Origin of the sequence: Actinoplanes sp. NPDC049802, assembly GCF_040656595.1 — a bacterium.
In the GTDB taxonomy this organism is placed as follows: domain Bacteria; phylum Actinomycetota; class Actinomycetes; order Mycobacteriales; family Micromonosporaceae; genus Actinoplanes.
This window is the reverse complement of sequence record NZ_JBFAMR010000041.1, coordinates 1-25,288: the sequence shown is the minus strand read 5'-3', so window position 1 is coordinate 25,288 and position 25,288 is coordinate 1. Positions and strand designations below refer to the sequence as shown.

At 71.9% G+C, this 25,288-nt stretch carries 23 protein-coding genes; 8 read left to right on the top strand and 15 right to left on the bottom strand.

The window, feature by feature from the left end; genetic code table 11:
• Positions 1-84: 84 nt before the first annotated feature.
• The 11 genes from AB0I88_RS25725 to AB0I88_RS25675 all read right to left on the bottom strand — a co-directional run bounded on the left by AB0I88_RS25725 (position 85) and on the right by AB0I88_RS25675 (position 12,561).
• Positions 85-858 (bottom strand): DUF4142 domain-containing protein, encoded by a 774-nt coding sequence (locus AB0I88_RS25725; protein ID WP_361029503.1) that lies wholly within the window; start codon positions 856-858, stop codon positions 85-87.
• 37 nt (positions 859-895) lie between these two features.
• Complete coding sequence (locus tag AB0I88_RS25720) at positions 896-1,642, bottom strand: hypothetical protein (RefSeq protein ID WP_361029500.1); 747 nt, start codon at positions 1,640-1,642, stop codon at positions 896-898.
• A gap of 178 nt (positions 1,643-1,820) precedes the next feature.
• Positions 1,821-2,597 (bottom strand): zf-HC2 domain-containing protein, encoded by a 777-nt coding sequence (locus AB0I88_RS25715; RefSeq protein WP_361029497.1) that lies wholly within the window; start codon positions 2,595-2,597, stop codon positions 1,821-1,823.
• A complete protein-coding gene (locus tag AB0I88_RS25710) occupies positions 2,594-3,274 on the bottom strand; it encodes a sigma-70 family RNA polymerase sigma factor (RefSeq protein WP_361029494.1) in 681 nt (226 codons plus the stop codon). Before AB0I88_RS25710 ends, AB0I88_RS25715 begins: the two co-directional genes overlap by 4 nt.
• 669 nt (positions 3,275-3,943) lie before the next feature.
• Entirely contained in the window at positions 3,944-4,915 is a 972-nt protein-coding gene (locus tag AB0I88_RS25705) for a hypothetical protein (RefSeq protein WP_361029491.1), read from the bottom strand.
• Positions 4,912-7,404, bottom strand: coding sequence for an SMC family ATPase (locus tag AB0I88_RS25700; protein ID WP_361029488.1), 2,493 nt, complete (start codon positions 7,402-7,404; stop codon positions 4,912-4,914). Before AB0I88_RS25700 ends, AB0I88_RS25705 begins: the two co-directional genes overlap by 4 nt.
• Positions 7,401-8,552: an exonuclease SbcCD subunit D gene (locus AB0I88_RS25695; RefSeq protein WP_361029485.1), complete on the bottom strand. Its 1,152-nt coding sequence runs from the start codon at positions 8,550-8,552 to the stop codon at positions 7,401-7,403. The genes AB0I88_RS25700 and AB0I88_RS25695 overlap by 4 nt, the downstream gene beginning before the upstream one ends.
• A 21-nt stretch (positions 8,553-8,573) precedes the next feature.
• On the bottom strand, positions 8,574-10,319 hold the full coding sequence (locus AB0I88_RS25690) for an ATP-binding protein (RefSeq protein ID WP_361029482.1): 1,746 nt from the start codon (positions 10,317-10,319) through the stop codon (positions 8,574-8,576).
• A 200-nt stretch (positions 10,320-10,519) separates the two neighbouring features.
• Positions 10,520-11,191, bottom strand: a complete 672-nt coding sequence (locus AB0I88_RS25685) for a hypothetical protein (RefSeq protein ID WP_361029479.1) — start codon at positions 11,189-11,191, stop codon at positions 10,520-10,522.
• Between the two features lie 22 nt (positions 11,192-11,213).
• Positions 11,214-11,771, bottom strand: a complete 558-nt coding sequence (locus AB0I88_RS25680) for a hypothetical protein (protein ID WP_361029476.1) — start codon at positions 11,769-11,771, stop codon at positions 11,214-11,216.
• Between the two features lie 151 nt (positions 11,772-11,922).
• Positions 11,923-12,561: an NAD(P)H-binding protein gene (locus tag AB0I88_RS25675; protein WP_361029473.1), complete on the bottom strand. Its 639-nt coding sequence runs from the start codon at positions 12,559-12,561 to the stop codon at positions 11,923-11,925.
• Between the two features lie 72 nt (positions 12,562-12,633).
• Here AB0I88_RS25675 and AB0I88_RS25670 point away from each other — a divergent pair, with 72 nt between their 5' ends.
• The gene (locus tag AB0I88_RS25670; protein ID WP_361029470.1) at positions 12,634-13,146 is read left to right on the top strand and encodes a MarR family winged helix-turn-helix transcriptional regulator; all 513 of its coding nucleotides are present in this window, start codon (positions 12,634-12,636) and stop codon (positions 13,144-13,146) included.
• Positions 13,147-13,319: 173 nt separating this feature from the next.
• Here the strand turns inward: AB0I88_RS25670 and AB0I88_RS25665 are convergent, their stop codons facing one another.
• Entirely contained in the window at positions 13,320-14,036 is a 717-nt protein-coding gene (locus tag AB0I88_RS25665) for a pyrimidine reductase family protein (RefSeq protein WP_361029467.1), read from the bottom strand.
• Between the two features lie 347 nt (positions 14,037-14,383).
• Here AB0I88_RS25665 and AB0I88_RS25660 point away from each other — a divergent pair, with 347 nt between their 5' ends.
• Positions 14,384-15,094 carry an amino acid-binding protein gene (locus tag AB0I88_RS25660; protein ID WP_361029463.1) on the top strand — a complete coding sequence of 237 codons (711 nt, stop codon included), beginning with the start codon at positions 14,384-14,386 and terminating at the stop codon, positions 15,092-15,094.
• 88 nt (positions 15,095-15,182) lie between these two features.
• Positions 15,183-16,205 (top strand): GNAT family N-acetyltransferase, encoded by a 1,023-nt coding sequence (locus AB0I88_RS25655; RefSeq protein WP_361029460.1) that lies wholly within the window; start codon positions 15,183-15,185, stop codon positions 16,203-16,205.
• 2 nt (positions 16,206-16,207) lie between these two features.
• On the opposite strand, the gene AB0I88_RS25650 is transcribed toward AB0I88_RS25655, so the two are convergent.
• Together AB0I88_RS25650 and bioB are read right to left on the bottom strand one after the other, a co-directional pair.
• A complete protein-coding gene (locus tag AB0I88_RS25650) occupies positions 16,208-16,384 on the bottom strand; it encodes a hypothetical protein (protein WP_361029457.1) in 177 nt (58 codons plus the stop codon).
• The gene (gene bioB / locus AB0I88_RS25645; RefSeq protein ID WP_361029454.1) at positions 16,384-17,379 is read right to left on the bottom strand and encodes a biotin synthase BioB; all 996 of its coding nucleotides are present in this window, start codon (positions 17,377-17,379) and stop codon (positions 16,384-16,386) included. The genes AB0I88_RS25650 and bioB overlap by 1 nt, the downstream gene beginning before the upstream one ends.
• An 84-nt stretch (positions 17,380-17,463) precedes the next feature.
• Here bioB and AB0I88_RS25640 point away from each other — a divergent pair, with 84 nt between their 5' ends.
• From AB0I88_RS25640 to AB0I88_RS25625, 4 genes are all read left to right on the top strand, one after another.
• On the top strand, positions 17,464-18,597 hold the full coding sequence (locus AB0I88_RS25640; RefSeq protein WP_361029451.1) for an 8-amino-7-oxononanoate synthase: 1,134 nt from the start codon (positions 17,464-17,466) through the stop codon (positions 18,595-18,597).
• A 278-nt stretch (positions 18,598-18,875) separates the two neighbouring features.
• Positions 18,876-19,634 carry a dethiobiotin synthase gene (gene bioD / locus AB0I88_RS25635; protein WP_361029621.1) on the top strand — a complete coding sequence of 253 codons (759 nt, stop codon included), beginning with the start codon at positions 18,876-18,878 and terminating at the stop codon, positions 19,632-19,634.
• A gap of 56 nt (positions 19,635-19,690) precedes the next feature.
• The gene (locus tag AB0I88_RS25630) at positions 19,691-20,446 is read left to right on the top strand and encodes an ROK family protein (protein WP_361029448.1); all 756 of its coding nucleotides are present in this window, start codon (positions 19,691-19,693) and stop codon (positions 20,444-20,446) included.
• Positions 20,447-20,673: 227 nt separating this feature from the next.
• Positions 20,674-21,399, top strand: coding sequence for an HAD family hydrolase (locus AB0I88_RS25625; protein WP_361029445.1), 726 nt, complete (start codon positions 20,674-20,676; stop codon positions 21,397-21,399).
• A 90-nt stretch (positions 21,400-21,489) separates the two neighbouring features.
• Here AB0I88_RS25625 and AB0I88_RS25620 read toward each other — a convergent pair whose 3' ends face one another.
• Positions 21,490-22,119, bottom strand: coding sequence for a 50S ribosomal protein L11 methyltransferase (locus AB0I88_RS25620; RefSeq protein ID WP_361029442.1), 630 nt, complete (start codon positions 22,117-22,119; stop codon positions 21,490-21,492).
• Positions 22,120-22,197: 78 nt separating this feature from the next.
• Between AB0I88_RS25620 and AB0I88_RS25615 the strand changes: the two genes are divergently transcribed.
• Entirely contained in the window at positions 22,198-25,215 is a 3,018-nt protein-coding gene (locus AB0I88_RS25615; protein ID WP_361029439.1) for an EAL domain-containing protein, read from the top strand.
• The last annotated feature ends 73 nt before the right edge of the window (positions 25,216-25,288 follow it).

The window sequence follows — 25,288 nt, the reverse complement described above, 5'->3', positions numbered from 1 at the left end:
TGAACCAAGTCGGGGAATTGGCGCGGCGGTACTTGGACCTTCGCATGGGTGACACCTTTCTTCGTCGCCGTGGGCGATTTCGAATTACCGCGCGCGGAAGATGCGCATGGTCGTGATGACCCCGACCACCAGCGCGGCAGCGAGGACCAACAGGATTACGGTGTTGCTGAGGCCGGGCATGTTCTCGCCCTCGGTCGCCGCGACCAGCATCTGGTTGTCGATCGGGACCGGGCCCTGTCCGGCGGCGGCCGGCGCGGGCGCCGTGGGCAGCGCCGCGTAGTCGACGATGCCGCTGCTCTCCAGCAGGGTCATGTGGGTCGCGACGAACTGGTTGGTCTGTTGCGCCAGAGCGCGCACCGTGTCGTTGCGCGTGGTGGCGCGGATCGTGGCGATCGCCGGGAAGATCTTGCCGTGGGCCGCGCGGAGCCGGTCGATGAAGATCTGGTCGAACTGCTCCGGGGTGGCCGCGGTGCGCATCTCGTTCAGCCACGCCTCCTGGTCACCGTTCGGCTTGTTGGGCAGGCTGATCCCGAGCTTCTTGGCCGCGGTGCGGTCCAGGCTGTCCAGCGCGACGTGCTGCGCCGCGATCGACTGGCCGATCTTCCGTACCGTCGCGTTGTTCGACTTCTCCACGGCCATGTTCCCGGCCGGGACCTCCCAGAGGCCGGCCAGCCGGACCTTGATGACGAAGTCACGGTCCGCGGCGCTGACCGTGCCCGTGCCCTTGTTGGGCAGGCCCGAGGTCTGCGGCACCGGAACGGGTTCGGCGGCGTGAGCCACCCCGGCCGGCGCGAGCATGAACGCCAGGGATAGGGCCAGGGTGCCGACCAGCCATCGGGGGGTACGGCGGGTCCTCATCGTGTCCTCCAACATCCAATGCCTCGTGTGTGCCGGATCAGTAGCTGTAGTCGCCGCCGGACCCGTCACTGCCGGCCTCGCCGGACGTGTCGTCGCCGGACGGCGGAGCGACCGGCTTCGACACGGCGGGCAGACAGGTCAGGTTCTTCGTGCCGGTGGGGGTGATGACGAACCACGTGCCACTGACGTTCTGGCCCTTCCACTGACCGGGCTTCTTGTCGCCGATGTAGCGGTAGAGCGGCCAGCCCTTGAGGGTGAGCTGCTTGGTGCCGTCGGCCCGGGTGACCGTCCCGACCAGGGACTTGTCGACGCCCTTGAGGGTGGGCTCACCGTCGTTCGTGACCGCCGGCGGCCAGATCTTGGCGCAGTCGCCGTTGCAGTTCGACTTCGCCGGGTCGTCGGAGTCCTTGTCGAAGCGGTAGAGGACGAAGCCGTCCTCGTCCTGAACGGTGCTGCCCATCCGGGCGACCTTGGCCGCGTTCAGTTCGGTGGTGGCCACCTCGTCGCTGATCTCCGGGGTGTTCGCCTCCCCGCCGTCGGCCGGGTCGGCCGGCGCGGTCGCCTCGGCCGTGGGGTCGGCGCCATCGGCGACGGCCTCCTCGGTGGCGCCCGGTGAGGCCTGGACGTCGTTGGAGGCCGGCTCGGCGGCGTTGCCGTAGTCGGCGGCGCCGGCGTCGAATCCGGCCGGGGCACAGCCGGGCAGTGTGATCACCGCCGCCAGCGCCGCGCCGACGACCGACAACTTTCGCTTCTCCGGTACCACGAGCCCTCCCGGCTGTTTCATGGCTCTACCATTTCCGGGCAGTAGTACGGAGAGGGTGCGAAGTCGGTTGAACATTCGGATGGATCAAATCAATGATTTTTCGGTTGAACCTTCCGGCCCGGCCGTACGTTAAGAGAGGACCCGGTGCGCGAAAAAGGCCCGGCCGCGTGGGCGGCCGGGCCTTTTCGTGGTCGTACGGTTACGGAACGCGAACCAGTGTCTGACCCGCGCCGGTCGCGGTGATCTCCTGCACCTGGACGTGCGCGATCTTGTCCCGTGGCGTGGCGGTGACCGCCTGCAGCATCAGCGGGGTCGGGTTGGCGGCGGTGCCCCACCCGGTCTCGGTCACCGTCCAGTCGGCGACCTTCTCGGCCGTGCCGTCGGTGCGCACCACGAAGAGGGCGCACGTCTTCGGTCCGGTGATGTTGGCGACCGCGAAGGAGACCTGGGTGCCCCAGTCCTTCTTCAGCAGACCGACCGCGGCGGCCACGTTGGTCCGGTTGTCGGTGCCGCTGTAGTTGTCGCCGGGCAGTTTGGTGCCACCGATGGCCACACCGTCGGCGCTCGGCAGCTGGTCCAGCTGCTCGCCGCCGCGCTGCGCGCCGGTCTCCGCCGGGGCCTCCGGGCCGGGGGCCAGCCACCTGCCGCCGGCGAAGAGCGCGCCGATGGAGAGCATCGCGAAGACGACCACGGCGGCGGCCAGCGAGTAGAGCCGGCGGCTGTTGGCCCGCTGCCGCTCCGCGCCGACCTCACGCATCATCCGGTTCAGCACCGCGCCGTCCTGCCCGGACCGCTCGGCGGCCACGAACGCCTCGGCGTCGACGGTCGAGAGGACGTCCGCCACCTGGACGAACGACTCCAGCTCGTACGCGCACTGCGCGCAGTCGATCAGGTGGTCCTCGAAGCGGGCGGCATCACGGTCGTCGAGGATGCCGAGGGCGTACGACGCGACGTCGTAGTGCTGCTCCTGCGTCATTCCGTCACCCCCCGCTGCTGTAGTGCGGTACGCAGCGCGCGCAGAGCGTAGTACACCCGCGACTTGGCCGTGCCCAGCGGCAGGTTCAGCGCCTCGGCGGCCTCCGGGACGGTACGGCCACGGAAGTACGTCTCGATCAGGATCTCCCGGTGCGAGTGGCTCAGCTGCCGGAGAGCGTCCGAAACCGTCATCGACTGCAGCACCTTGTCGGTCTCGTCGGACGTGGTCGGGAAGCTCTCCAGCTCCCGATCGTACGTCTCGGCGGGACGCGCGTTGGCGCTGCGGTGCTCGTCGATGGCGATCCGCCGGGCCACGGTGACCAGCCAGGGGCGCAGCGACTGCTGGCCCTGGGCGCCGAGCCGGTGCGCGTTGCGCCAGGCCCGGAGCAGGGTCTCCTGCACGATGTCCTCGGCGCGCTGCCGGTCGCCGCCGGTCAGCCGCAGCACGAACATCAGCAGCGGGCCCGCGTGCTCCTCGTAGAGCGTCCGCACGAGGGTGTCCTCGTGGCTGGGAGCGCTGCTCGGAGCGGCCTCGTGCCGCGGGCCCTGCCGCGGGATCACCGTGCCCTGGTCGCCGTGGTTGCCACCGTCCAGAGCCTGCCACCTACCACCGGAGTGTTGCCGTGCCATCACGCGCACCCTCTCCGGCGCGAGCCGTTCCTCGGCCACCGCATGCATCGATACCTCCGCCCGGACCCTTCCCCGTCGCCTGAGATACGGCCGGGGAGCCCTGCCGGGATCAAAGCCGGGGCGAGATTTTCCGGGACACTTGGTCTCAACGGTCCTCCGCTGCGTTCGTGATCGAGACGGCGCACCGGGCGCCGATCACCCTCCGTATTGATCAACACCGATTGGGACGCCAGGTAAGGCGGAATGATACTCAGTGACAATCGCCCCTGGACATGTCCCTGAGAATAATTCTCGGGGGTACGGAGAGAGCGCGATCTCGCAGCGTGAAGGAGCGATTTCGCTGCGTTGCCACAGGTGCGTATTGTGCGGCTAATACGAACCTCGGTGAACCGATCGGGGGATGCCGGAATGCCACTTGGCCCCTTTCGGGCGACACCCGTGCGGGAGCGCTCCCAATTCTTGATTCCCCTGTTCGGAGGGTGACCGGCACGCCGCGCGGGACACGCTCGCCGAACCCTCCGGCGGGATCCTCCGGCGGCACCGCGAACCCGCTTCCGGGATCCGGATCCCCGTCCCACGCCATGAGACGGCGGGGTCATTCCTGAGAGCACGGCGCCCAGCACGTGGACGCACCTCGGGAGACCTTGTGTGCACGAGCACGACGACGGCCCCGCACCCGACGGCTCATGCTGACTCACCGTGCACAACCGACAGCCGTCAGAACGCACGAGCCGAGTCGCGGGCGAGAGCACGATGCAGGACCCGGGCGTCACCCAGCATCCCGCGCAGGCGGCGCTCCAGGCCCGCGATCGGCACCAGATTCTGTGGAGCCCGGGGATCCTTGTACGCCGACGAGGCGAACCGCGGCAACGTCGCCAGCGACACCTCGGCCAACTCGATCGCCTGCTCCGGCGACAACTCGGGCGAACACTCCACCCGGACGATCCCGGACCACGGCGCGCCCGACGAACCCGGCAACCGCAGATACCACGACCAGCCGCCCCAGACCGTCCCCAGATGGAAGACCGGGGTCCGCTGCCCCGGCCGCAGCCGCGGCACGATCGCCTCCTGCGCGGCCGGCAGATAGTGCTTCTGCTGGGTCTTCACGTAACCGATGGTGCGGGGCAACTGGCGCCGGTTACGCAGCGGCCCGTCCACGATCAGCAGATCGGTGCCGTCCGAACCGCCGTCCCGCGCGGCCGACGAGATCTCGATCTCCAGCGCGGTGAGCGGGCCCTGCACGGCCGCCGGCAGCTTGCTCGCCTCCCCCTGGCCGCTGACCCGGTGCACCTCGTAGCGGACCGTCCCCGCCCGCACCTCACCGAGCGACGGACTGGCGGTGAACAAGCCCCGGCCGACCCGGGCGACGGCCAGCTCCGCCGCCCCACGGGCCAGGTCGCAGCGCACCACGCCGGCCGCGAACGAGGCGGCGAGCCCCGCGTACGAGGTGCCGTCGTCCTCGGCCGTCCACACCTGAGCGTCGTTGCGCCGCACCCCGTCGACCAGGAACACCACGTCCGGCGCCCGGGCGCCCGCCGCCACACCGATCGGCGCCCACTCGGCGGCCGGCACCTCCACGTCGACGTCCACCTGGGCGCTGCTGGACGAGCCCGGCCCGTCGCCGCCCTCGCCACCCTCGAACGACGCGCCGTAGGACGGATCCCACGCGTCGACGAACACTCTGGTCACAGGCCGACCCTCTCGACATGGGCGGTACGCGCGTCCTTGCGCACCTCGAACCGGACCGGCACCCGCTCGGCGAGCGCGTGCACGTGAGTCACCAGGCCGACCATCCGGTCGCCGCGAGCCGCCAGGTTCTCCAAGGTGGCCGCGACCACGTCGAGGGTGGTCGCGTCCAGCGTGCCGAACCCCTCGTCCAGGACGATCGACTCCAGGCTGGCCGCCGTGGTGCTCATCCCGGCGAGCTGCTCCGACAGGGCCAGCGCCAGCGCCAGCGAGGCCTGGAACGTCTCGCCACCGGACAGCGTCCGCACGGCACGCCGCAGCCCCGCGTCGTGGTGGTCCACGACGTAGAACTCGCCCTTCTCGTGCATCAGCTCGTACTGTCCGCCGGTGAGCTCCCGCAGGATCCGGGAGGCGCCGTCGACCAGCAGGTCGAGGGCCTCCTCCAGCAGCCAGCGCTCGAAGTTGTTGGCCCGCAGGTGCCCGGCCAGCGACTTCGCCACCCGGCCCTCCCGCTGGAGAGTCTCCCGCTGCCCGGCCGCGGCCCGGGCCTGCTCGCGGCGCTCGGTGGCCCGCTGCCAGGCCGCCCCGGCCCGCTCGGCGGACACCGCGGCGGCCCGGATCAGGCCCGCCTCGCCGACGTCACCGGCCGGCGCGGTGGCCCCGGCCGCGGCGAACAACCCCACGACCGCCTCGTGCACCCGGACCGTCGAGGCACGGGCCGCCCGCACGGCGGCTTCCGCCTCCTCCCGGGCGGCACGCCGGCGGCCGTGCTCGGTGGCCGCCCAGTCGACCAGAGCCCGCCAGGCGCCGGCCAGATCCCGCCGGTCGGCCGGCGGCGGCACGAACCGGGCCAGGCCGTCACGGGCCGCGTCGAACCGCTGCCAGGCCGCCCGCTGCTGCTCCTCGGCGCTGCGGACCAGCGCCTGCGCCCGGCGGTGCGCCTCACGGGCGGCCCGGACCGCGGTGGCCGCGCCCTCCAGCCGCCCCTGCAACTCGCCCAGCTCGGCCAGCCGCTGCCGCAACGTCTCCACCCCGGGCAGGCCCTCCACCGCCTTGCGAACCTCGGCGAGACGGGACAGGTGATGCTCGTACTGGCCGCGCTTGCGCTCCAGATCGTTCGCCAGGTCGCGGGCCACCGCGTCCCGCTCGCGCCACCGGGCGGTCGCCTTCTCCGCCTCCTCCTTCGCGGCGTTGCCGGCCGCCTCGGCGATCCGCACCGCCGACTCCCGCGGCACCTCCGGCACCTCGGTCACCGTCTGCTCGCAGACCGGGCAGGCGCCGCCGGCGGTCAGATGGCCGCGCAGAGCCGCCGCCCGGTCCCGTTGCTGGGCGTCCCGGTAGTCCTGCCGGGCCTGCTCCAGCAACTGCTGGGCGCCGAGGTGATGGGCGTGCGCCAGCTCGGCGGCGGCGACCGCGTCCCGGTGCTCGACCTCGGCGACCGACACCTTGCCGGCGAACCACTCCTCCTGCTCGACCAGACGGCCCAGCTCGGTGTGCCGGTCCAGCGCCACCCGCAGACGGCCCGGATCGCCGGCCGCGGTCAGCTCGCCACGGATCTTCTCCTCGGCCTCCTCGGCGGCGTGCACCTCGTCGGCCGCGCGGGTGGCCGCGTCACGGGCCGCGGCGATCGCCCCGGTCGCCTCGGTCAGCCCGGCCGGCGCCCGGACCGCGCCGAGAGCCGCCAGCTCGGCGTCGAGCGCGTCCCGCGCCTCGGCCGCGGCGGTCTCCGCCTCCCGGGCGGCGCGCAGCCCCGGCACGGCCGCCTCCACCGCGGCGGTCAGCTCCCGCATCCGCTCGAGCTGGGCGGCGGACGACTCGACCGCCTCGTCGGTGGCGTCCGCCAAGGCGCTGAGCTGCTGCTCCACCACGGTCAGCTTGGCCTCCGCGGCCCGGCTCCGCTCGGCCGCCTTGACCTGCACCTCCTCGTAGACGTGCAGGCCCAGCAGGTTGATCAGGATCTGCTGACGGGTGGCCGGTTTGGCGTGCAGGAAGTCGGCGAACTGCCCCTGCGGAAGCACCACACAGCTGGTGAACTGCTCATACGGCAGACCGACCGCCTCCAGCACGGCGGCGTCCATCTCGGCGGGGGTGCCGGCCATCACCTCGCCCAGATCGGTCAGATCCATGCCGGTGTCGAGCTTGGTGACGTCGAAGCCGGGCGGCATCAGCTGCAGCCCGGCCCCCGCCGTCTTCACATTGCCCCGGCCGTCCCGCCGGACCACCCGGGTCGCCACGAACCGGTTGTTCGCCGACTCGAAGACCAGCCGCACCCGCGCCTCCGACGCCGACGGGGCCAGCGCGTTGCCGATGCCCCGGGCCCCACCCCACCGCGGGACGGTGCCGTAGAGGGCGAAGCAGATCGCGTCCAGCACCGTCGACTTGCCCGAGCCGGTCGGGCCGACCAGGGCGAAATAGTCGGCGTCGGTGAAGTCCACGGTGGTCTGGTCCCGGAACACCGTGAACCCGGCCATGTCCAGCCTCAATGGCCTCATTGGTTGCTGCTCACCTCGTCGTACAACTGGTCGAAGAGCTCGCGGACGCCCTCCTCGGCGTTACCGCGACTGTCCAGGTAGTCGCCGAACAGCTCACGCGGGGAACGGCCGGCCCGCTCCGCCGCACGCGCGCCCGACCGGCTCGGCAGCATGTCCGGGTCGATGCGCACCTCCAGCGCGTTGGGCAGCAGCTCCTGCACGTCCTCCCGGAGACCGGGCCGCGGCGCCTCCCGGACCAGGACACGAAGCCAGGCGTCCGGAAGGTTCACCGTGGCGAGCTGCTCCAGGGTGCCGCGCACGGTCCGCAAGGTGAGCGCCGAGGTGACCGGCACGTCCCGCACGTGGGCGGCCTTCTCGGCGGAGACGTCGACGATCGCCACCGAGCAGACGTTCTCCTCCTCGCCGAAGTCGACGGCGAGCGGGCTGCCCGAGTAGCGGGTGGGACAGGGCGAGATCACCGACTGGGTACGGTGCAGATGCCCCAGGGCCACGTAGTGCGCGTTCGGCGGGAAGACCGTGGCGGGCACCGCGTAACCCATGATGGTGTGCGCCTCGCGCTCGCCGCCGCCGGTGCTCGCGCCCACGATCGTCATGTGGGCGGTCAGCAGGTTGACCACGCCCGGCTCCGCGAACGGCTCGCTCAGCTTGGCGATCAGCCGGGCCACCAGATCGGCGTACGTCTGGTTGGCCTCGGCGGCGGTCAGCTCGTACATCTCGGCGGCGCGAATCGCGTACCGCTGGGAGAGGAACGGCATGGCCACCAGCCGCCACCGCTCGCCGCCCCCGGTGACGCCTTCGATCAGAAGATCCTTCAAATCGAGGGCGTACGATCCGCGCAGCTCGATGCCGGCGGCGTCGGCCCACGGGCGCAGCGCGTCGAGAGCGGCCCCGTTGTCGTGGTTGCCGCCGATCGCCACCACCCGGGCGCCGGTCCGGCGCAGGGCGGAGAGCGCCCGGGTCACCAGCCTGGTGGAGTCGGCGGTCGGCGCCGCCGAGTCGTAGAGATCACCCGCCACGATCACCAGATCGGGCTTCTCGGCCTGAGCGATCTCGATCACCTGTGCGAGCACCCGCCGGTGCTCGTCACGACGGTCGCGGCCCTTGAGAACCTTCCCGACGTGCCAGTCGGACGTGTGCAGGATGCGCATCGCTGAACCCTAGTCCGAGACCTAGAACGGAATGTCGTCGTCGGCCCCTGGTCGCCCGCCTATCACGGCGAACGGGTCGGCGCCCTGCACGATCGAGCGCAGCGTCTCGGCCGGCGGCGGCCCCGACTCGGACTTGCGGGTCGCCCAGGCCGGGAACGGGAACTCGACGCAGAGCGGGACCGGGATGTCCGGCTGGTTGACGAACATCGTGCCCGGCCGGGCCAGCAGGGCGCGCTGGCGCATGGCCGGGGGCAGGAAACCGTACTCAGGGCGGGACGCCTCGGCCGGGTCGAGGCGGCCGACCACGCGAATCGCCGAGTTCGTCACGATCCGCCGCTCCACCTCGCTGGCCGTCTGCTGGGCGCCGATCAGGATCACGCCGAGCGAGCGGCCACGCTCGGCGATGTCCAGCAGCACCTCCTTGATCGGGGAGGAGCCCTCCCGGGGTGCGTATTTGTTCAGCTCGTCGAGGACCACGAAGAGCAGCGGGCGGCCGGTGCCGGACTTCTCCTTCTCCTCGAACTCGGTCTTCAGCGTCACACCGACCACGAACCGCTGCGCCCGGTCCGGCAGGTTGTGCAGGTCGACCACGGTGACCTGGGCGCTGTCCGCGGTCTTGATCTGGTGCGGCCGGCGCTGCGCCAGGTCACCGCGGATCAGCCGGGACAGGTCGCGCTTGCTGCCGATCAGCCGGCGGGCGAAGGCGTTGACCGTGCCCATGTTGACCGCACTGCCCGCCCAGGTGGACCGGGTCTCGTCGTCGGTCAGCTGCTCGACCACGTGGTCGACGAGATCCTGGTACGAGCTGATGCGCTGCCCGTCGATGCTGATCCCGCCCTCGGCGGGCGCCGCGTACCGGGCCAGGTGGGCGGTGACCGAGTGGACCACCATCGTGTACTGCTGGCGCTCGTCGTCGGCGTCGGCGAACACATACGGCAGGAGCTTGCGCTCGCAGAACTCGGCGAGTGTCCAGTAGAACGCGTCGACCCCGGTGAGGCGGCTCGCCACGTCCGGAGAACCGGAGGAGTCCCCGGCGCGGGGCGGGGCGTAGACCCGGACGTCCGGGAACGGGGCGGCGGGCAGGCCGAGAAGCGCATACGCCTCGCGGGTCCTGTCGTCGAGCTTCGTATTCGGATGGTCCAGGAAGAGCAGGTCCTCGCCCTTGACGTTGAAGATCAGGGCGCGGGCGTTGGCGCCGTCGGCGCCCAGCTGACCGGACCGGAACACCGAGTAGAGCAGGAACGTCGCGAAACTGGTCTTGGTGGCCACGCCGGAGATGCCGGAGATGGACACGTGCGCGCCGCGGGTGCCGTCGAGGAAGTCCGCGTTCAGGAAGACGGGCACACCGTCGCGGCCGGTGCCCATCGGGACCCGCCGCTCCATCCGGTCGAAGTGCAGCGCGGCGTCACGGGCGTCGCCGCTGGCCCGGTGCACCACCGCGCCGGGGGCGGGCGGCACGTAGAGCTCCGGGTCGACGCGGGTGGTGGTGATCTCGGCGGCCTCCTGCACCATCGCGGGCAGGGTGCCGTCGGCGATGGCGAACACGTCCGAGTCGAACTGGGCCCCCTCGTGCCGGGCGCGCACCTGGGTGACCACCCCGGCGATCGTCACCGGCTCGCGGTCCGGCAGATCGCGCCTGGTCACCACGACGTCGTCGAGCTGGAGATAGCTGCCGGGGGTCACGGCCGTCCAGAACTGCAGAGGGGTGGCGTCCGCGGTGCCCAGCACGCGGCCGACGGGGGAAGTTTCGTCAGACACGCCGATCATCGTGCCTCAGAGGTACGACAAAATGCCCGCGGCCTCCGTCGTCCACAACTGGTGGGGTTCATCCACAGAGTTATGCACAAGATCTTGAATTCGTAGGTCAGGCGCTCCGCGCAATCCCCCAAAAAGGCGAGCGCCTACCTGATCGACCTCGACCACGTCGCGGCAGTTGCGGATGCCGATCTCGGCGTTGTCACGTGCCGTCATGCGGCAGCCGGCCCGGGAGCACGTCGGATCAGGATGACGCTGTACGCCACGATCCATGCCAGCCAGAGAAGCCAGCCCGTGAGGCCGAGCAGGGCGAGGGGGTTGACGCTGCCGACGCCGTATGGGCTGGTCGTCGCGGTGACGAGGAGCAACGTCGCGGCGAGGAGGCCAATACCGGCGTGCCATCGGGCTATGGAGCCGGTGCGGATGCCGAACATGGACAGCCCGAGCAGTGCGGTTGCCAGGAAGACCTGGTTGAAGCCGAACAGGGCGGTGTACAAGCCCCAGAGACCGGCGACGCCGCTGTCGTGCCGGGCTGCGGAGATCAGTGCGAGGCGCGTGGCCTCGACGCTGGTGAACACGACCGACTGCATGAGCACTCCGGCGAGACCGACAAGAGACCACGGGTCCGCCCGGGTCTGCTCATCGCGCCGGAGGCAGACGCAGACTCCGACGGCGAAGATCGTGGCCAGTAGCCAGGCCAGCGGCAGGAGCGCTGAGGCCAGGCGCAGTGAACCGGCTCCGGCGGCGAAGACCGTGGTGATCTCGTCGCGGGACACGGCTTCGGACGGGGTGGGAAAGCCTGCCGCGGTCAGCAGCAGGTTCGCCACGATGAGGATGACGACGAAACCCACGCCGGCGATGCCGGCAAGGCGAGCGAAGCTCACTGCGGTCTCCTTCGATCGAGCGTTACGCCGACGCGTGGACGAGCCGGTGGATGGCCGGCAGGGCGCGCATCGCATGGGCGTCGAGGGTCGCGCGCACGAAGCGATGGAAGCTCGGCCGCGTGAGTTGTCCGGCCAGGAAACGGATCGGTCCGGCAGGCAGGCGCGCGTAGTTGACCAGTGCGAACGACGAGGGTCCGATGGGCCGCAGGGCGGTGGAGTTGTCGATACCGGTCTTGGTGGTGTACCAGCCGGTGACAGAGCGCCAGACCGCTTCGGCGTCGGTGTCCGGCGCGGCGGTGAAGTGGTTGAACAGGAAAGCGCCGTCGGTCCGGGCTTCGGTGTCGCCGATGCGGGCCACGTTGACGCCGCCGAGAATGTGCTCGCCGGCGAAGGCGGAGACCTCGTCACAGGTACGCACCGTTTGCAGCTGGTCCGCGTCCCTTGTCCGGATCAGCACGGCGAGGTCGTAGCGCGGTGCGCCCGGCAGTGGCGGGATGAACACCGCCCGAAAGATGCGGGCGGACATGACGTCCTCACGGCGCATGAGCGCGGGAACGGCCTGCACCAGTTGCGCCGCCACCCGTTGCCGGCGCGGGGTGCGGGTGTAGACGGGTGACCGTTGTGCGGGCTCGGCCTGAAAGCCCAGATAGATGAATCCGTACGGTTCCGGCTCGGCGAACCGGGGTGGCCGATAGGGCATGGCGCGTCCTTTCCGGGTTGTCGGTGGCGAATCAGTACGCGATGCCGATCGCCCGGTGGATCGTCGCGGGGTCACCTGCGGCGGCGAGCATGGCATGGGCCACGTCAGCCCGCGAGATCGTGTAGCCGCGCGCGACGTTGCCGCCGATGACAGTGCGGTACCGGCCGGTCAGTGGTTTGTTCACCAGCTTCGGCGGCCGTACGACCGTCCATTGCGCCGGGCTGTTCGCCATCGCATGCTCCATGGCCCGCAGGTCCGCGTACAGCTCTTCGAGCAGGGCACTGATGGCCGGCAGGACAATGCGGCGGTTGAGGAAACTGTCCCCGTCGGGTGTCGGGCCGACCGGAGCGGCGCTGACCGCGATGAGGCGACGGACACCTTCAGCGTGCATCGCGCTCAGGATCGCGCGCGTAGCGGTGGAGGCGACGGGCCCGTCGTGGCGTCCGCGCGGACCCACACCGGACAGGACCACGTCGTTGCCGCGCACCACGGGGGCCAAAGCATCAGCGTCGTCGAGTGTCGGCACCGTCGTGACCTCCAGTGCCCTGTGACGCACGTCGAGGCGGGCCGGGTCGCGGACGACCGCGGTCACGGTGAACCCGCGGTCGAGCGCCTGGCGCACGACGTGGCTTCCGATGCCCCCGGTTGCTCCGAAGACGGTCACCCTCATCAGCATCCTCCAAGTACGGACCGCTAGTAACTGTTACCGTAGCGGACAATAACGAGGACGTACAATATTGCGGTGCTCCACGATTCCGTACCAGGCATGGACCGGCCGTTGGTCAGCCGGGCCAACTTCCTGCTGTCACAGCTCGGCTTCCACGTCGCGCAGACGTTCGCCGCGCGATTGGCGCCGCTGGGCATCGCGCCGAACCACTTCGGGCTGCTCATGCATCTGGAGCGCAGCGAAGGCGACACCCAGCAACAGCTCGCCGACGCACTGGGCATCCACCGCAAGGTCATGGTCGGCCTGCTCGACGACCTCCAGCAGCGCGACCTGGTCGAACGTCGGCGGCATCCCAGCGACCGACGTGCCCACGCCATCCATCTGACCGAGGCCGCGCGCGAGCTGCTGCCCCGCGCTCGCCGGGTCGCCGACCAGCACGAAGACGAGATCCTCACCCCGCTCGACGCCGGCGAACGCGTCCGGCTTGTCACTGTTCTGCAACGGCTCGCCGAGCACACCGGGAACCCGGCCGGCGTCCACCCGGGCCTGCACCAATCGGCCGCCCGATCTCGCCGGCCCGTCGACTGACCAGGCATCGCCGTCCGTCAGCGGGCCGCTGCCTACAGCTCATCCGAACCCAAGTGGTCCGAAAAGCCGCGAGCCCTGCGCACTGCCGCCTGGTCACCGACCCACTGGGGTGGTCCGACCCCAGCGTCCGGATGGCATGACGAGCCCACCGGACACCCGCGTTCGCCGCGTCGTCACTTGAGTTCGCTGGAGCTCGCGGAGTTTCTCGCGTACCGAAGGAAAAGCATGTCCTCGTGGGTGAGCGCGTGCCGCAGCGACATCCTGCGCGGCGGCGACGGCGGCCCGTGCGCGATGCGGCCCGCCGGGCCGCCCACCAGCAGCGGAGCGACCGTGAGACACAGCTCGTCGACCAGATCGGCGGCGATCATCGAGCCGAGCAGGCCGGGCCCGCCCTCGCAGAGCAGCTGGGTCGCGCCCCGCTCGTGCAGCAGCCTGATCCCGGCCGGCAGGTCGACCGCGGTGTCACCCGTGGGGATGATTTCGGCGACCTCCCGGATCGCGGAGTCCGGCGCGGCCCGGTGGGTCAGCACGATCGGCCGGATCGGGGCGTCCGAGAAGACCAGCTGTGCCGGGTCCAGGTCGAGGGAACCGGAGACGATCACCATGAGCGGGAACTCGGGCAGGCCGTGCGCGGCCCGCCAGGCCCGCGCGGCAGGGGTCAGCCGTAAGGCGTCGTAGCCTTCGGCGCGGATCGTGCCGGCCGCCACGATCAGGGCGTCGCAGACCATCCGCAGGGTGTCGAAGACCTCCTTGTCGCCGGGGCCCTGCAGGCCGGCGGAGAGGCCGTCGACGGTGACCGCGCCGTCGGCGCTGGCGATGAAGTTGACCCGGAGGTTGGGCCGTCCGCAGCGCGGATAATGGGCGGCCAGCTCGCCGGGATCCAGCTTCACGGGCCGGGCGGGCCGGTGACCGGCGGGACCGGCTCAGGCGCCCGGTGCTGGCAGTCGCACCAGGAGCCGCCCCGGCAGTCGTCGTGCCGCCGCTTTCGGCAGGCATCGCAGATCATGTGCCGACCCTACCCCGTGTTCCGGCGCCGGATCCCCCGAGGACGGCACTGTCCGACACCCGACCGCCACCCGTCCGGCAACAACGCCGGCTCCTACCCTGACGTTGTGATTCCGGATATGAAGCTGCAGCTTGACGGCCGGGACACGGCGGTGCAACGGGTCCGAAACGCCGAGTGTGCAAGGTGTTGACGCAGGACGGCGCCACCGGCCGTCGCGACGGGAGGAGTTACATGTTGCTGCGGGTTCGAGTCACCCTGCCGGACCGTCCCGGCGCCCTGGGCCAGGTCGCGCGCACCCTCGGGGTCGCCGGCGCGGACATCGTCCAGGTGGTGGTGCTGGAACGGCTCGGCGGCCGCGCCGTCGACGACTTCACCGTGGTGTGGCCGGGCGCCAGCCGCGTCGAGCGTCTCCTCGCCGGTCTCGCCGCCATTCCCGGCGTGCAGGTCGACGGCGTGTGGAAGGCGATAGGAGCCCCGGTCAACGGCGGCCACGACGCCGAGCTGCTCGCCCAGGTCGCGGCCAACCCGGTGGACGGCCTGGCCACCCTGGTCGACGCGGTGCCCGGCCTGCTGGCCGCCGACTGGGCCGCCGCCGCCGTGGTGCCGGCCGACTGGGCGGCCCGCAACGGCGCCGGCGGCGGCAGCGAGCCACGGTCGGTCTACGCGAGCTGGCGTGCCCCGTCCCCGCTGCACCTGCCCGAGGTCACCCCGCTGCGGGCCCGCCCGATGGCCGAGCCCGGTGGCGCGCGGTACGCGGTGGCCCCCTTCGGGCGGGCCGGGCTGGTGCTGGTCGTCGCCCGTACCGACGATGACGACCTGCCGGCCGCCGCCTTCCACGTCACCGAGGTGGACCGCATCGCCCAGCTGGTCCGGGCCGCCGCGGTCATCCTCGGCGACCGCCTGGACACCGTCAGCGCGCCCGCCGGGGCCACCCAGATGTGACGCTCATGACCCGATAACCGCAGGTGAAGGCAATGTCCGCGCAACAACGCCGGTGCACTCTGGAAGGCGGAGGAAAGGAGTGCCCCGCATGGCGTTGTGGCGAGTCAGGGCCACGGTCGACGACCGTCCCGGCTATCTGTCGGTGCTGACCGCGAGCCTGGCTCTGCGGTCGGTGAACATTCTGGCCGTCCAGGTGCACACCACCGAGGAGGGCGCGGTCGACGACTTCCTGGTGGACGCGCCGGACGCGCTCACCGAGTCCGACCTGATGGCGGCGGTGGCCAAGGGCCGCGGGCGGGACGCGTTCGTCGCCCGGGCCGAGGCGCAGGGCCTGGCCGACCAGCCGACCCGCAGTCTCGCGCTGGCCGGGCGCCTGGTGCACGAGCCGGATCTCCTCGGCGAGTCCCTGGTCGCCCTGCTCGACGCGACCGACGTGCGCTGGCGCCCGGCGTCCGCGTCCGACGTCGCCGGGTTCCACGGCGGCCGGATGACCCTGATCGACCCGGCCGGCGGCTGCCTGGAGGTTCTCCGGGCGCTGCCGGCCTTCACCCCGGCCGAGTTCGCCCGGGCGCAGGCTCTGGTCGAGGTGGCCGCCTCGGTCCACAGGCTGCACCGGGAGCAGGTTTCCCTGCTGTTGCCGGACGGGACGGAGCTGGTGCTCCGGCCGGCCGTGGCGGACGATCTGGCCGCCGTCCGCGAGATGCACGACGAGTGCTCCCCGGCCACGCTGCGCCGCCGCTACCCCGGCGGCGTCCCGGGTGAGGCCCGGCTGCGCCGCCTGCTGGAGCCGGCCCGCGGGATCACCCTGCTGGCCGTCGCCCCGGGCGGTTCGGTCACCGCGATGGCGACGCTGTCCGTCGAAGGTGACCTGGGTGAGGTCACCCTCCTGGTGGAGGACGGCTGGCAGCGCCGCGGTCTGGGCACCGCCCTGCTGCGCCGGTTGCACGGGCACGCGGCGAGGACCGGCCTCGCGGCCGTGGTGGCGCACACCGCGGGCGACGACGTGGCGATGCTGCGCACCCTGCGGCGGCTCGGAGCGGAGACCTTCGAGCGCGACGGGGCGCTGGTCAGCGCCACCCTTCCGGTCGCCGACCGGGCCCCCGCGACCTGAGGTCAGCCCCGCCGGAGGCCGTGCTCCACACACGTGGCCGTCCATCCGGTGGGGACGACCTGCACCTTCATCCGGCGCCGGCACTCCGGGCAGAAACGCGGCGGCTCCAGCAGGCGGGCCGCCGCACAGCCCGCGTGGTCGGCGTCGGCGGCCGGCAGACCGCACCGGTCGCAGAACATCAGAAAGTCGCCGACAGGGACTTGACCGGCATCTTCAGGTCGGCAAGCAGCTCCAGGTCGGCGGTCGCCGGGCGGCCCAGTGTGGTCAGGTAGTTGCCGACGATCACCGCGTTGATGCCGCCGAGCAGGCCGTCCCGGGTGCCCAGGTCGCCGAGGGTGATCTCGCGGCCTCCGGCGTACCGGAGAATGGTCCTGGGCATCGCCAACCGGAAGGCGGCGATGGCGCGCAGCGCGTCCTTGCCCTCCACCACCGGCCGGTCGCCGAGCGGGGTGCCGGGCCGCGGGTTCAGGAAGTTCAACGGGACCTCGTGCGGGTCCAGCTCGGCGAGCTGGGCGGCGAACTCGGCCCGCTGCTCGACGGTCTCGCCGAGCCCGAGGATGCCACCGCAGCAGACCTCCATGCCGGACTCGCGAACCATTTTCAGCGTCTCCCACCGCTCCTCCCACGAATGGGTGGTCACCACGTTGGGGAAGTAGGACCGGCAGGTCTCCAGATTGTGGTTGTAGCGGTGCACGCCCATGTCCACCAGCTCGTCCACCTGCTCCTGGCTGAGCATGCCGAGGCTCGCGGCGACCTGGATGTCGACCGCCTCCTTGATGGCCGCGACGCCGGCCCGCATCTGCTCCATGAGCCGCTTGTCCGGACCGCGGACGGCGGCCACGATGCAGAACTCCGTGGCGCCCGTCGCGGCGGTCTGCCTGGCGGCCTCCACCAGGGACGGAATGTCCAGCCAGACGGCCCGGACCGGGGACGCGAACAGGCCGGACTGCGAGCAGAAGTGACAGTCCTCGGGGCAGCCGCCGGTCTTCAGCGAGACGATTCCCTCGACCTCGACCTCGGGGCCACACCACTTCATCCGGACGTCGTGGGCAAGCTGGAGCAACTCCGGCAGGGCCTCGTCGGGCAGGCGAAGAATCTCCAGAATGTCCGCCTCGGCCAGGCCGTCACCTTCGTCGAGCACCCGGGCCCCGGCCCGGTCGAGGATCTCAGACATGCCCGTACCCTACAGAGTTCACAGGCCGGTAGGACTGTCGGCGCTGGGTGGTAGTTTCCCATTCTCGTGATCAATGGGGGTGTTTTGGCGGACTGGTTGGAGGCGCTGGACAGCCTGGCCCGTGAGCGGGCCAAGGTGGGGCTCACCCGTCAGTTGCGGCCGCGGGCCGCCGGCGACACCGTCGTCGATCTGGCCGGCAACGACTATCTCGGCCTCTCCGCCCACCCCCGGGTGATCGCCGCGGCACGGCAGGCCCTTGAGGAGTACGGCCTGGGCGCCACCGGCTCCCGGCTGGTCCGTGGCTCCACCGGCCCGCACGCCGACCTCGAGGAGGCGCTGGCCACGTGGCTGGGCGCCGGGTCCACGCTGGTCTTCTCCTCCGGCTACCTGGCGAACCTGGCCGTGGTCCGGGCCGTCGGCGCGGTCTGCGACCTGGTGGTGTCCGACGCGTTCAACCACGCCTCCCTGATCGACGGCTGCCGGATCTCGGGTCTCCCGGTGCGGGTGTCGCCGCACAACGACCCGGCCGCGGTCGCCGCGATCCTGCGGGCGCATCCGGGCCGGGCCGCCGTGGTGACCGAGTCGGTCTTCTCGGTCGACGGTGACCTGGCCCCGCTCGCCGCCCTGCACGAGGTGACCGCGGCGCACGGGGCGCTGCTGATCGTCGACGACGCGCACGCGCTCGGCCTGCTCGGGCCGGCCGGCGCGGGCGGGGTGGCCGCGGCCGGGCTGGCCGGGCTGCCCGACGTGATCGTCACCGCGACACTGTCCAAATCGCTCGGCGGCGCCGGCGGCGTGGTGGCCGGGCCGGCGGCGTTCGTCCGCCATCTGATCGACACGGGCCGCAGCTTCATCTACGACACCGCGCCGCCTCCGGCCGTGGTCGCCGGGGTGCTGGCCGCCGTCGCCGTCGCGCGGGAGGCTGACGACCGGCGCGCGGTGCTGTTCGAGCGCGGCGCCCGGATCGCCGAGCGGCTCCGGGCGGCGGGGCTGCCCGCCCGCGACCCGGCGGCCGGCGTGCTCTCGGTGCCGGCGCCGGGGCCGGAGGCCGCCGTGGCCTGGGCCGCGGACTGCCGGGACCGCGGGGTGGCGGTCGGCTGCTTCCGCCCACCGTCGACACCGGACGGCAGCTCGCGCCTGCGGCTGACCGTGAACGCGGGCGTCCCCGAGGCGGATTTCGCCCGAGCCCTGACCGTGATCCTGGAGTGCGCGCCATGACCGCCGACCCCCCTCAGGCGACCCGTCGTCCCACCCACCTCTCGCTGGTTCCGCCGCACCGTGGAGGTGGACACGGTCTGCCGCTCGCCGCCGGGCCGGCCCGCAGGCCCCCCGGCGGGTTGCCAGCTCACGGTGGTGGGCGCGCTCCGGGCGTACCGTCTCCGGTGGTGACCGCGACCCCGGCCGAACCCGCCGCCGAGCCGGAGGCCGGGCTTCGCACCGGGCCGGCGAAGCCGGAGACCGGCCGGCCGGCAGAGACGCCTGAGACGAAGGCCACAGTGGCCGAGCCGGCCCGGTCGAGCCGGGCCGACAGCGACGAGTGGCGCGGCATCGTGCTGGTCACCGGCACCGACACCGGGGTGGGCAAGACCATCTCCACCGCCGCGATGGCGGCCGCCGCGCAGGCCGCCGGTCTCCGCGTCGCCGTGATCAAACCCGGTCAGACCGGCATCTCCACCGGCATGCCCACCGACACCGAGGTGATCAACCGCCTGGCCGGCCCGGAGACCGTGCGCACCCTGGCGGAGTACCCGGAACCGCTCGCCCCGCTGGCCGCCGCCAAGGTGGCCGGCCTGCCGCCGCTGGACCTGTTCGACGTGGTCGACGCGATCCGCGCGGAGGCCGAGAAACACGACCTGGTGCTGGTCGAAGGCGCCGGCGGCCTGCTCGTGCCGATGGGCGTGCGCCCGTCCGGTGACGCGTGGACGTTCGCCGACCTGGCCACCACGCTGGGCGCCGGGACGATCGTGGTGGCCCGCGCCGGCCTCGGCACGCTGAACCACACGGCGCTCACCCTGGAGGCGCTGAGCCGTCGCGGCGTCCCGGCCCGGGTGGTCCTCGGCGCCTGGCCCGCCGAGCCCGAGCTGGTCCACTGGGCCAACCTGGGCGAGCTGGTCCCGCACCTGGTGGGCGCCCTGCCGGCGGGCGCCGGATCGATGGATCCCGGGGTGTTCCGCCGGTCCGCGCCCGGCTGGCTCACACCGGCGCTGTACGGCGTTCTGGACAACTGGCGCGTCTGGGCGGAAGAGGCGGGCTGACCGGACACCCGGCACAATTGCTGTCTGGGGAGGTGTTTCGCATGCACACTGGCCGGGTGGCATTCACCTTGACGATCGACTGCGGCGGCGGCGGGATCAAGGGCTCGGTCCTCGACGAGGCCGGGACCATGCGGGCACATCCGATCCGGGTGCCCACGCCCTACCCCCTCCCACCCGACCTGTTCGTCAAGACGCTCGTCAATCTGGGCGAGCAGCTGCCGAACGCGGACCGGGTCACGGTCGGGATGCCCGGGATGATCCGGCACGGTGTGGTGGTGGCGACCCCGCACTACGTGACCCGCAGCGGCCCGCGGACCCGGGTCGACCCGGATCTGGTGGAGGCGTGGCGCGGGTTCGACGCGCGGACCGCCCTGGCCGAGGCGTTCGGGCTGCCCACGCTGGTGCTCAACGACGCCGAGGTGCACGGCTGCGGCGTCGTCGCGGGCACCGGCTGCGAGCTGGTCCTGACCCTCGGCACCGGGCTCGGCTGCGCCCTCTTCGACGGCGGTGAGCTGGCCCCGCACCTGGAGATGTCACAGGCCCCGGTGCGCTGGGGGATGTCCTATGACACCTACATCGGGGAGCACGAGCGCCGCCGCCTCGGCGACGCGCTCTGGTCGCGGCGGGTCCGCAACGTGGTGGAGGGCCTGCGCCCGGTCTTCCTGTGGGACCGGGTCTATCTGGGCGGCGGCAACTCCCGCCTGATCACGCCCACGCAGCTGGCCAAACTGGGTGACGATGTCGTGGTGGTTCCGAACACGGCGGGCATCGTCGGCGGAGTGCGCGCCTGGACCCTGGGCCGGGTCACATGAGCGAGCTTGCGAGCGAATCGGTCAGCTCAGTTCTGAACTCATGCCGACGCCGGAGCGCAGCGGAGGGGGCGGCATGAGCGAGCTTGCGAGCGAATCGGTCAGCTCAGTTCTGAACTCATGCCGACGCCGGAGCGCAGCGGAGGGGGCGGCATGAGCGAGCTTGCGAGCGAATCGGTCAGCTCAGTTCTGAACTCATGCCGACGCCGGAGCGCAGCGGAGGGGGCGGCATGAGGCCGGCCGCGGTGCTGCTCGACTTCGGCGGGGTGCTCGCCGACGCGCCGTTCCGGGCCGACCCGCCCGAGGTGGTGCTGCGCCTCTACAACCTGATCCAGGGCGCGATCTCGCCGGGCCGCATCCAGAAGTCGCTGATCGACGGCGCGGCCGCCTACACCGCCTGGCGTGACGAGGACCAGCCGGACGAGATGCCGCAGCCCGAGGTGTGGGAACGCTTCGTGATCGCCGGCTGGCCGCCGATGGCCCAGGCCCGGGTGCGCGGCGCGATCTCCCGGCTCAGTTACGACTGGGCGTGGCGGGAGGGCTGGGCGCTGCGCCGGGGCATTCCCGAGTTCCTGCTCGCCGCGGTCGACGCGGGCATTCCGCTGGGCGTGGTCAGCAACACCCTGTCCGGGGCGGCGCACCGGGACTTCCTGGCCAAGGCCGGAGTGGGACGCCACTTCGCGGTGCAGATCTACAGCGACGAGGCGGGTGTCCGCAAACCCAACCCCCAGATGATCTGGAACGCCACCGACGCCCTCGGTGTCTCCCCCGCGGCCTGCTGGTTCGTCGGCGACAGCCGCCGGCGCGACATCGCCTGCGCCCGCCGGGCCGACATCGGCACCGCCATCCTGATGCCGTCCGGCCGCGCCGACACCGGCGGCGACCATCCCGAGCCGGACGTCACGGTCACCGACGGGCTCGCGCTGCGCGATCTTCTTTTCTCGGTACGCGACTGAGCGGTGCCGTCCGTCGCGGCGGGCCGCCGGGCGTCACTCCCGGCCGTCCCCGGCCGCCGGCTCATGAGATCCCCGGGGCCTCCCACGGTGCTATGTGGTGACCTGCCAGACGGTGGTGCGGCGGATCGGGACGCTCTCCAGGTCCTCGACGACCGGCACGTCGTACTCGGCCCGGCGGATCAGCCCCTCCGGCAGGTAGGCGCGGCCCGGATCGCCGACCAGGACCAGGGAGCCGCGGCCGGCGGCACGGCGCAGGAACGGCAGGACACGGCCGGTCATCTCCCGGCTGTAGAAGACGTCACCGGCCAGGACCACACCGTACCGGTCGTCGCTGTCCAGCAGGTCGGCCTCCACACAGTCCACCGGCACGCCGTTGGCGTCGGCGTTCGCCCGGGCGGCGGCCAGCGACAGCGGATCGATGTCGTTGGCGACGACCGGGCGTGCCCCGGCCTTCGCGGCGGCCACCGCCACCAGGCCGGAGCCGGTGGCCAGGTCGAGGACGCTGCGGCCGGAGACCAGATCGGGCTCGTCCAGGATGTGCCGGGCCAGCGCCTGCCCGCCGGCCCAGGCGAACGCCCAGAACGGCGGCGGCTGCGCCTCGCCGGCCGCCTCGGTCGCCTCCCAGAGGGCGATCGAGTCCTCGGCCTGATGCAGCAACACCTCGGGGACGAACGGGACCGGCGCCAGAACCGTGTGGGCGTGGACGAACTCCAGAAGCACCACCCGATTGTGCCGTTGCCGCTCAGAGGCGCGGCGACCGGGCCGATCAGGACAGGGGAGATCGTCGGAGGGAGCGGGATGCCGACACGGTGGCCGGCCACCATCTTCGGCGCCTGGATGGTGGTGCTCGCCGTGGCCTTCGGGCTGCAACCGGGTCTGCAGGCTCCGCTCCGGTTGATCGCCGGGATCTCCGCGGTGGTGGCGCTGACCCTCGGCATCCGGCGCAGCCGGCCCGACGACGTACGCCCGTGGTGGGTCCTGGCCGCCGCCGTCGTCCTGTCCGCGGCCGGTGGCGCCGCGGCCTCCGCCCCGTCCTGGATCACCAACTGGCTGGCCTGGCTGGAATCGGCCGGGATCGCGCTGCTGCTGGTCGGCTACACGACCCTTGCGGTGGCGCTGGCCGGGTTCGTGGCCCGGCGGACCAGTTCGTCACGGGACTGGGCCGGGCTGCTCGACGCGCTCACCGTCACCTCCGGGGTGGCGCTGCTGATCTGGACGTTCGTGGTCGGGCCGCGGCTGGAGGGCGCGGCCGCGACCGGCTGGACCGAGATCGCCATGCCGGTCGCCGACCTGCTCTGCCTCGGCCTGCTGGTCCGGTTGGCGACCATGCCGGGCCGGCTGGTCGCGCCCGGCTATCTGCTGGGCGCCGGGGTGGTGGCGCTGCTCGCCGCCGACGTGGGCCGGGCCTCCGGTCTCGGGCACCTGGCGTTGTGCGCGGCGGCCGGGCTGGCGGCGCTCATCCCGTCGATGGCCGAGCTGACCCGCCCGGCCGAGGCACCGCCCGCCGAGACCAGTCATGCCCGGCTGGCCCTGCTCGGGGTGGCCGCCATGGTGGCGCCGACGGTGCTGCTGACGAAGATGTTCCGGGACGGTCAGTTCGCCGGCCTGACCGTGGTGGCCGCGCTGAGCACGCTGATGGTGGCGCTGGTGCTGGCCCGGATGGCCGGGATCATGGCGAGCCACCGGCAGGCCATGTCCCGGGAGCGGGCGCTGCGGGAGGCGTCCGCCGCTCTGGTGTCGGCCGCCGAAGCCGAGGCGGTCGGCCTGGCCGTACGCACCGCCGTGGCCCAGTTGATCCCCGGTGACGTGCCGCACGGGGTGGTGCTGGCGATCGCGATCGCGCAGGCCGAGCCGCAGTCGCCGGAGGCGGTGGCGCAGGCCGCCGTGGACCGGGCCACCGGCACCGCCGCCCGCCTGGTCACCACCCGGGACGTGGACTGGGCGGTGGCGGTACGCCTCACCCAGTTCACCAAGACGCTGCGCTGCCCCATGGTGCTCAAGGACCGGCCGGCCGGTGATCCGCTGGTCGGCGTCCTGCACGTGGGCGCCCCCACCTGGGCGCTGCTGGAGTTGCAGCGGTCGGTGGAGGTGCTGGCCGGGCAGGTGGCGCTGGCCCTGGAACGGATCGCTCTGGGTCAGGAGGTGACCCGGCAGAACAGCGAGACCTACTTCCGGACCCTGATCCAGAACACCGCCGACGTGATCACGATCGTCGACGAGCAGAACCTGATCCGGTACGCCAGCCCGTCCGCGGTCGGCGTCTTCGGCGGCGACCCGACCGGCCATCCGCTGCCTGAGGTGATCCATCCGGGCGAGCGCGGCCGCCTGGACGACGTGCTGGCTGCGGTCCGGGGCGGTCACCGGCTGGACCAGCAGCTGGACTTCCGGGCGCGGGGCAACCGGCGTACCGAGGTGCTGCTGGAGCTGCACTGCCGGGATCTGCGGGCGGAGCCGACGGTGTCCGGGCTGGTCATCACCATGCGGGACGTCACCGAGCAGCGTCGCCTCCAGAACGAGCTGACCCATCAGGCCTTCCACGACGCGATGACCGGACTCGCGAACCGGGTGCTGTTCAACGACCGGCTGCGGCACGCGGCCGCCCGCAGCGCCCGCGACGGCTCGGTGATCGGCGTGCTCTTCATCGACCTGGACGACTTCAAGATCGTGAACGACACTCTGGGGCACGCGATCGGCGACCAGCTCCTCATCGCGGTGGCCCACCGCATCGCCGGGGCGCTCCGGGCCGACGACACGGCCGCCCGGCTCGGCGGCGACGAGTTCGCGGCCCTCGTGGAGAACGTCAACGACCCCGGCGCCGTCGAGGAGACCGCCAACCGGATCTTCACGGCCCTCGCCGAGCCGATCATCACCGACGCCAAACCGCTGTACGCGGCCGCCAGCATCGGCATCACCACCACCCCCGAAGGCAGCGACGCCGACGAACTGCTGCGCCAGGCCGACCTGGCCCTGTACGTGGCCAAAGGCGCCGGCAAGAACCAGTGGCGCCGCTACCAGGCACATCTGCACGACGAGATGGTGGAACGTCTCGAACTGCGGTCGGCCCTCGACCACGCCGTCAACGAAGGCCACTTCCTGCTCCACTACCAGCCGATCGTGGACCTGCCCAGCGGCGCGGCCGTCGGCTTCGAGGCGCTGGTCCGCTGGCACCACCCGAAACGCGGGGTCATCACACCCGACCAGTTCATCGAGGTCGCCGAGGAGAGCGGGCTGATCGTGCCGATGGGCCGCTGGGTCCTGGAGGAGGCCCTGCGCACCGTCGCCGAGTGGCGCCGCATCCTCCCACCCGGCCAGGTCCCGTACGTCAGCGTCAACGTCTCCGTCCGCCAGTTCCGCGAATCCGGCTTCGTCGACCAGGTCCGAACCGCGCTCGCCCACACCAGGGTTCCGCCGCACGGCCTGATGCTGGAGATCACCGAAAGCCTGCTGGTGAAAGACGACGAACGCATCTGGACCGACCTGGGCGCCCTCCGCGAGATGGGCATCCGTATCGCCATCGACGACTTCGGCACCGGCTACTCGTCACTCGGCTACCTTCGCCAGCGCCCCATCGACGTCATCAAGATCGACAAGATGTTCATCGACGACATGATCACCAGCCCGCAACCGATGGCCCTGGTCAGCGGCATCGTCAGCCTCGCCCAGTCACTCGGCCTCACCGTCATCGCCGAAGGCATCGAAAGCCCCACCCACCGGGACTTCCTCATCCGCCTGGGCTGTCCCCTCGGCCAGGGCTTCCTCTTCTCCAGCCCTCTCGGTCCCACCGAAGTCCTCGCATGGATGCGCAGCGCCGCGTGAGCTCTGCCAACTGGCTTCGCTTCGCTCCGCGGCAAAACGCCTTGTTCACCGGTGTCGAGGCAGGTGATTTCCC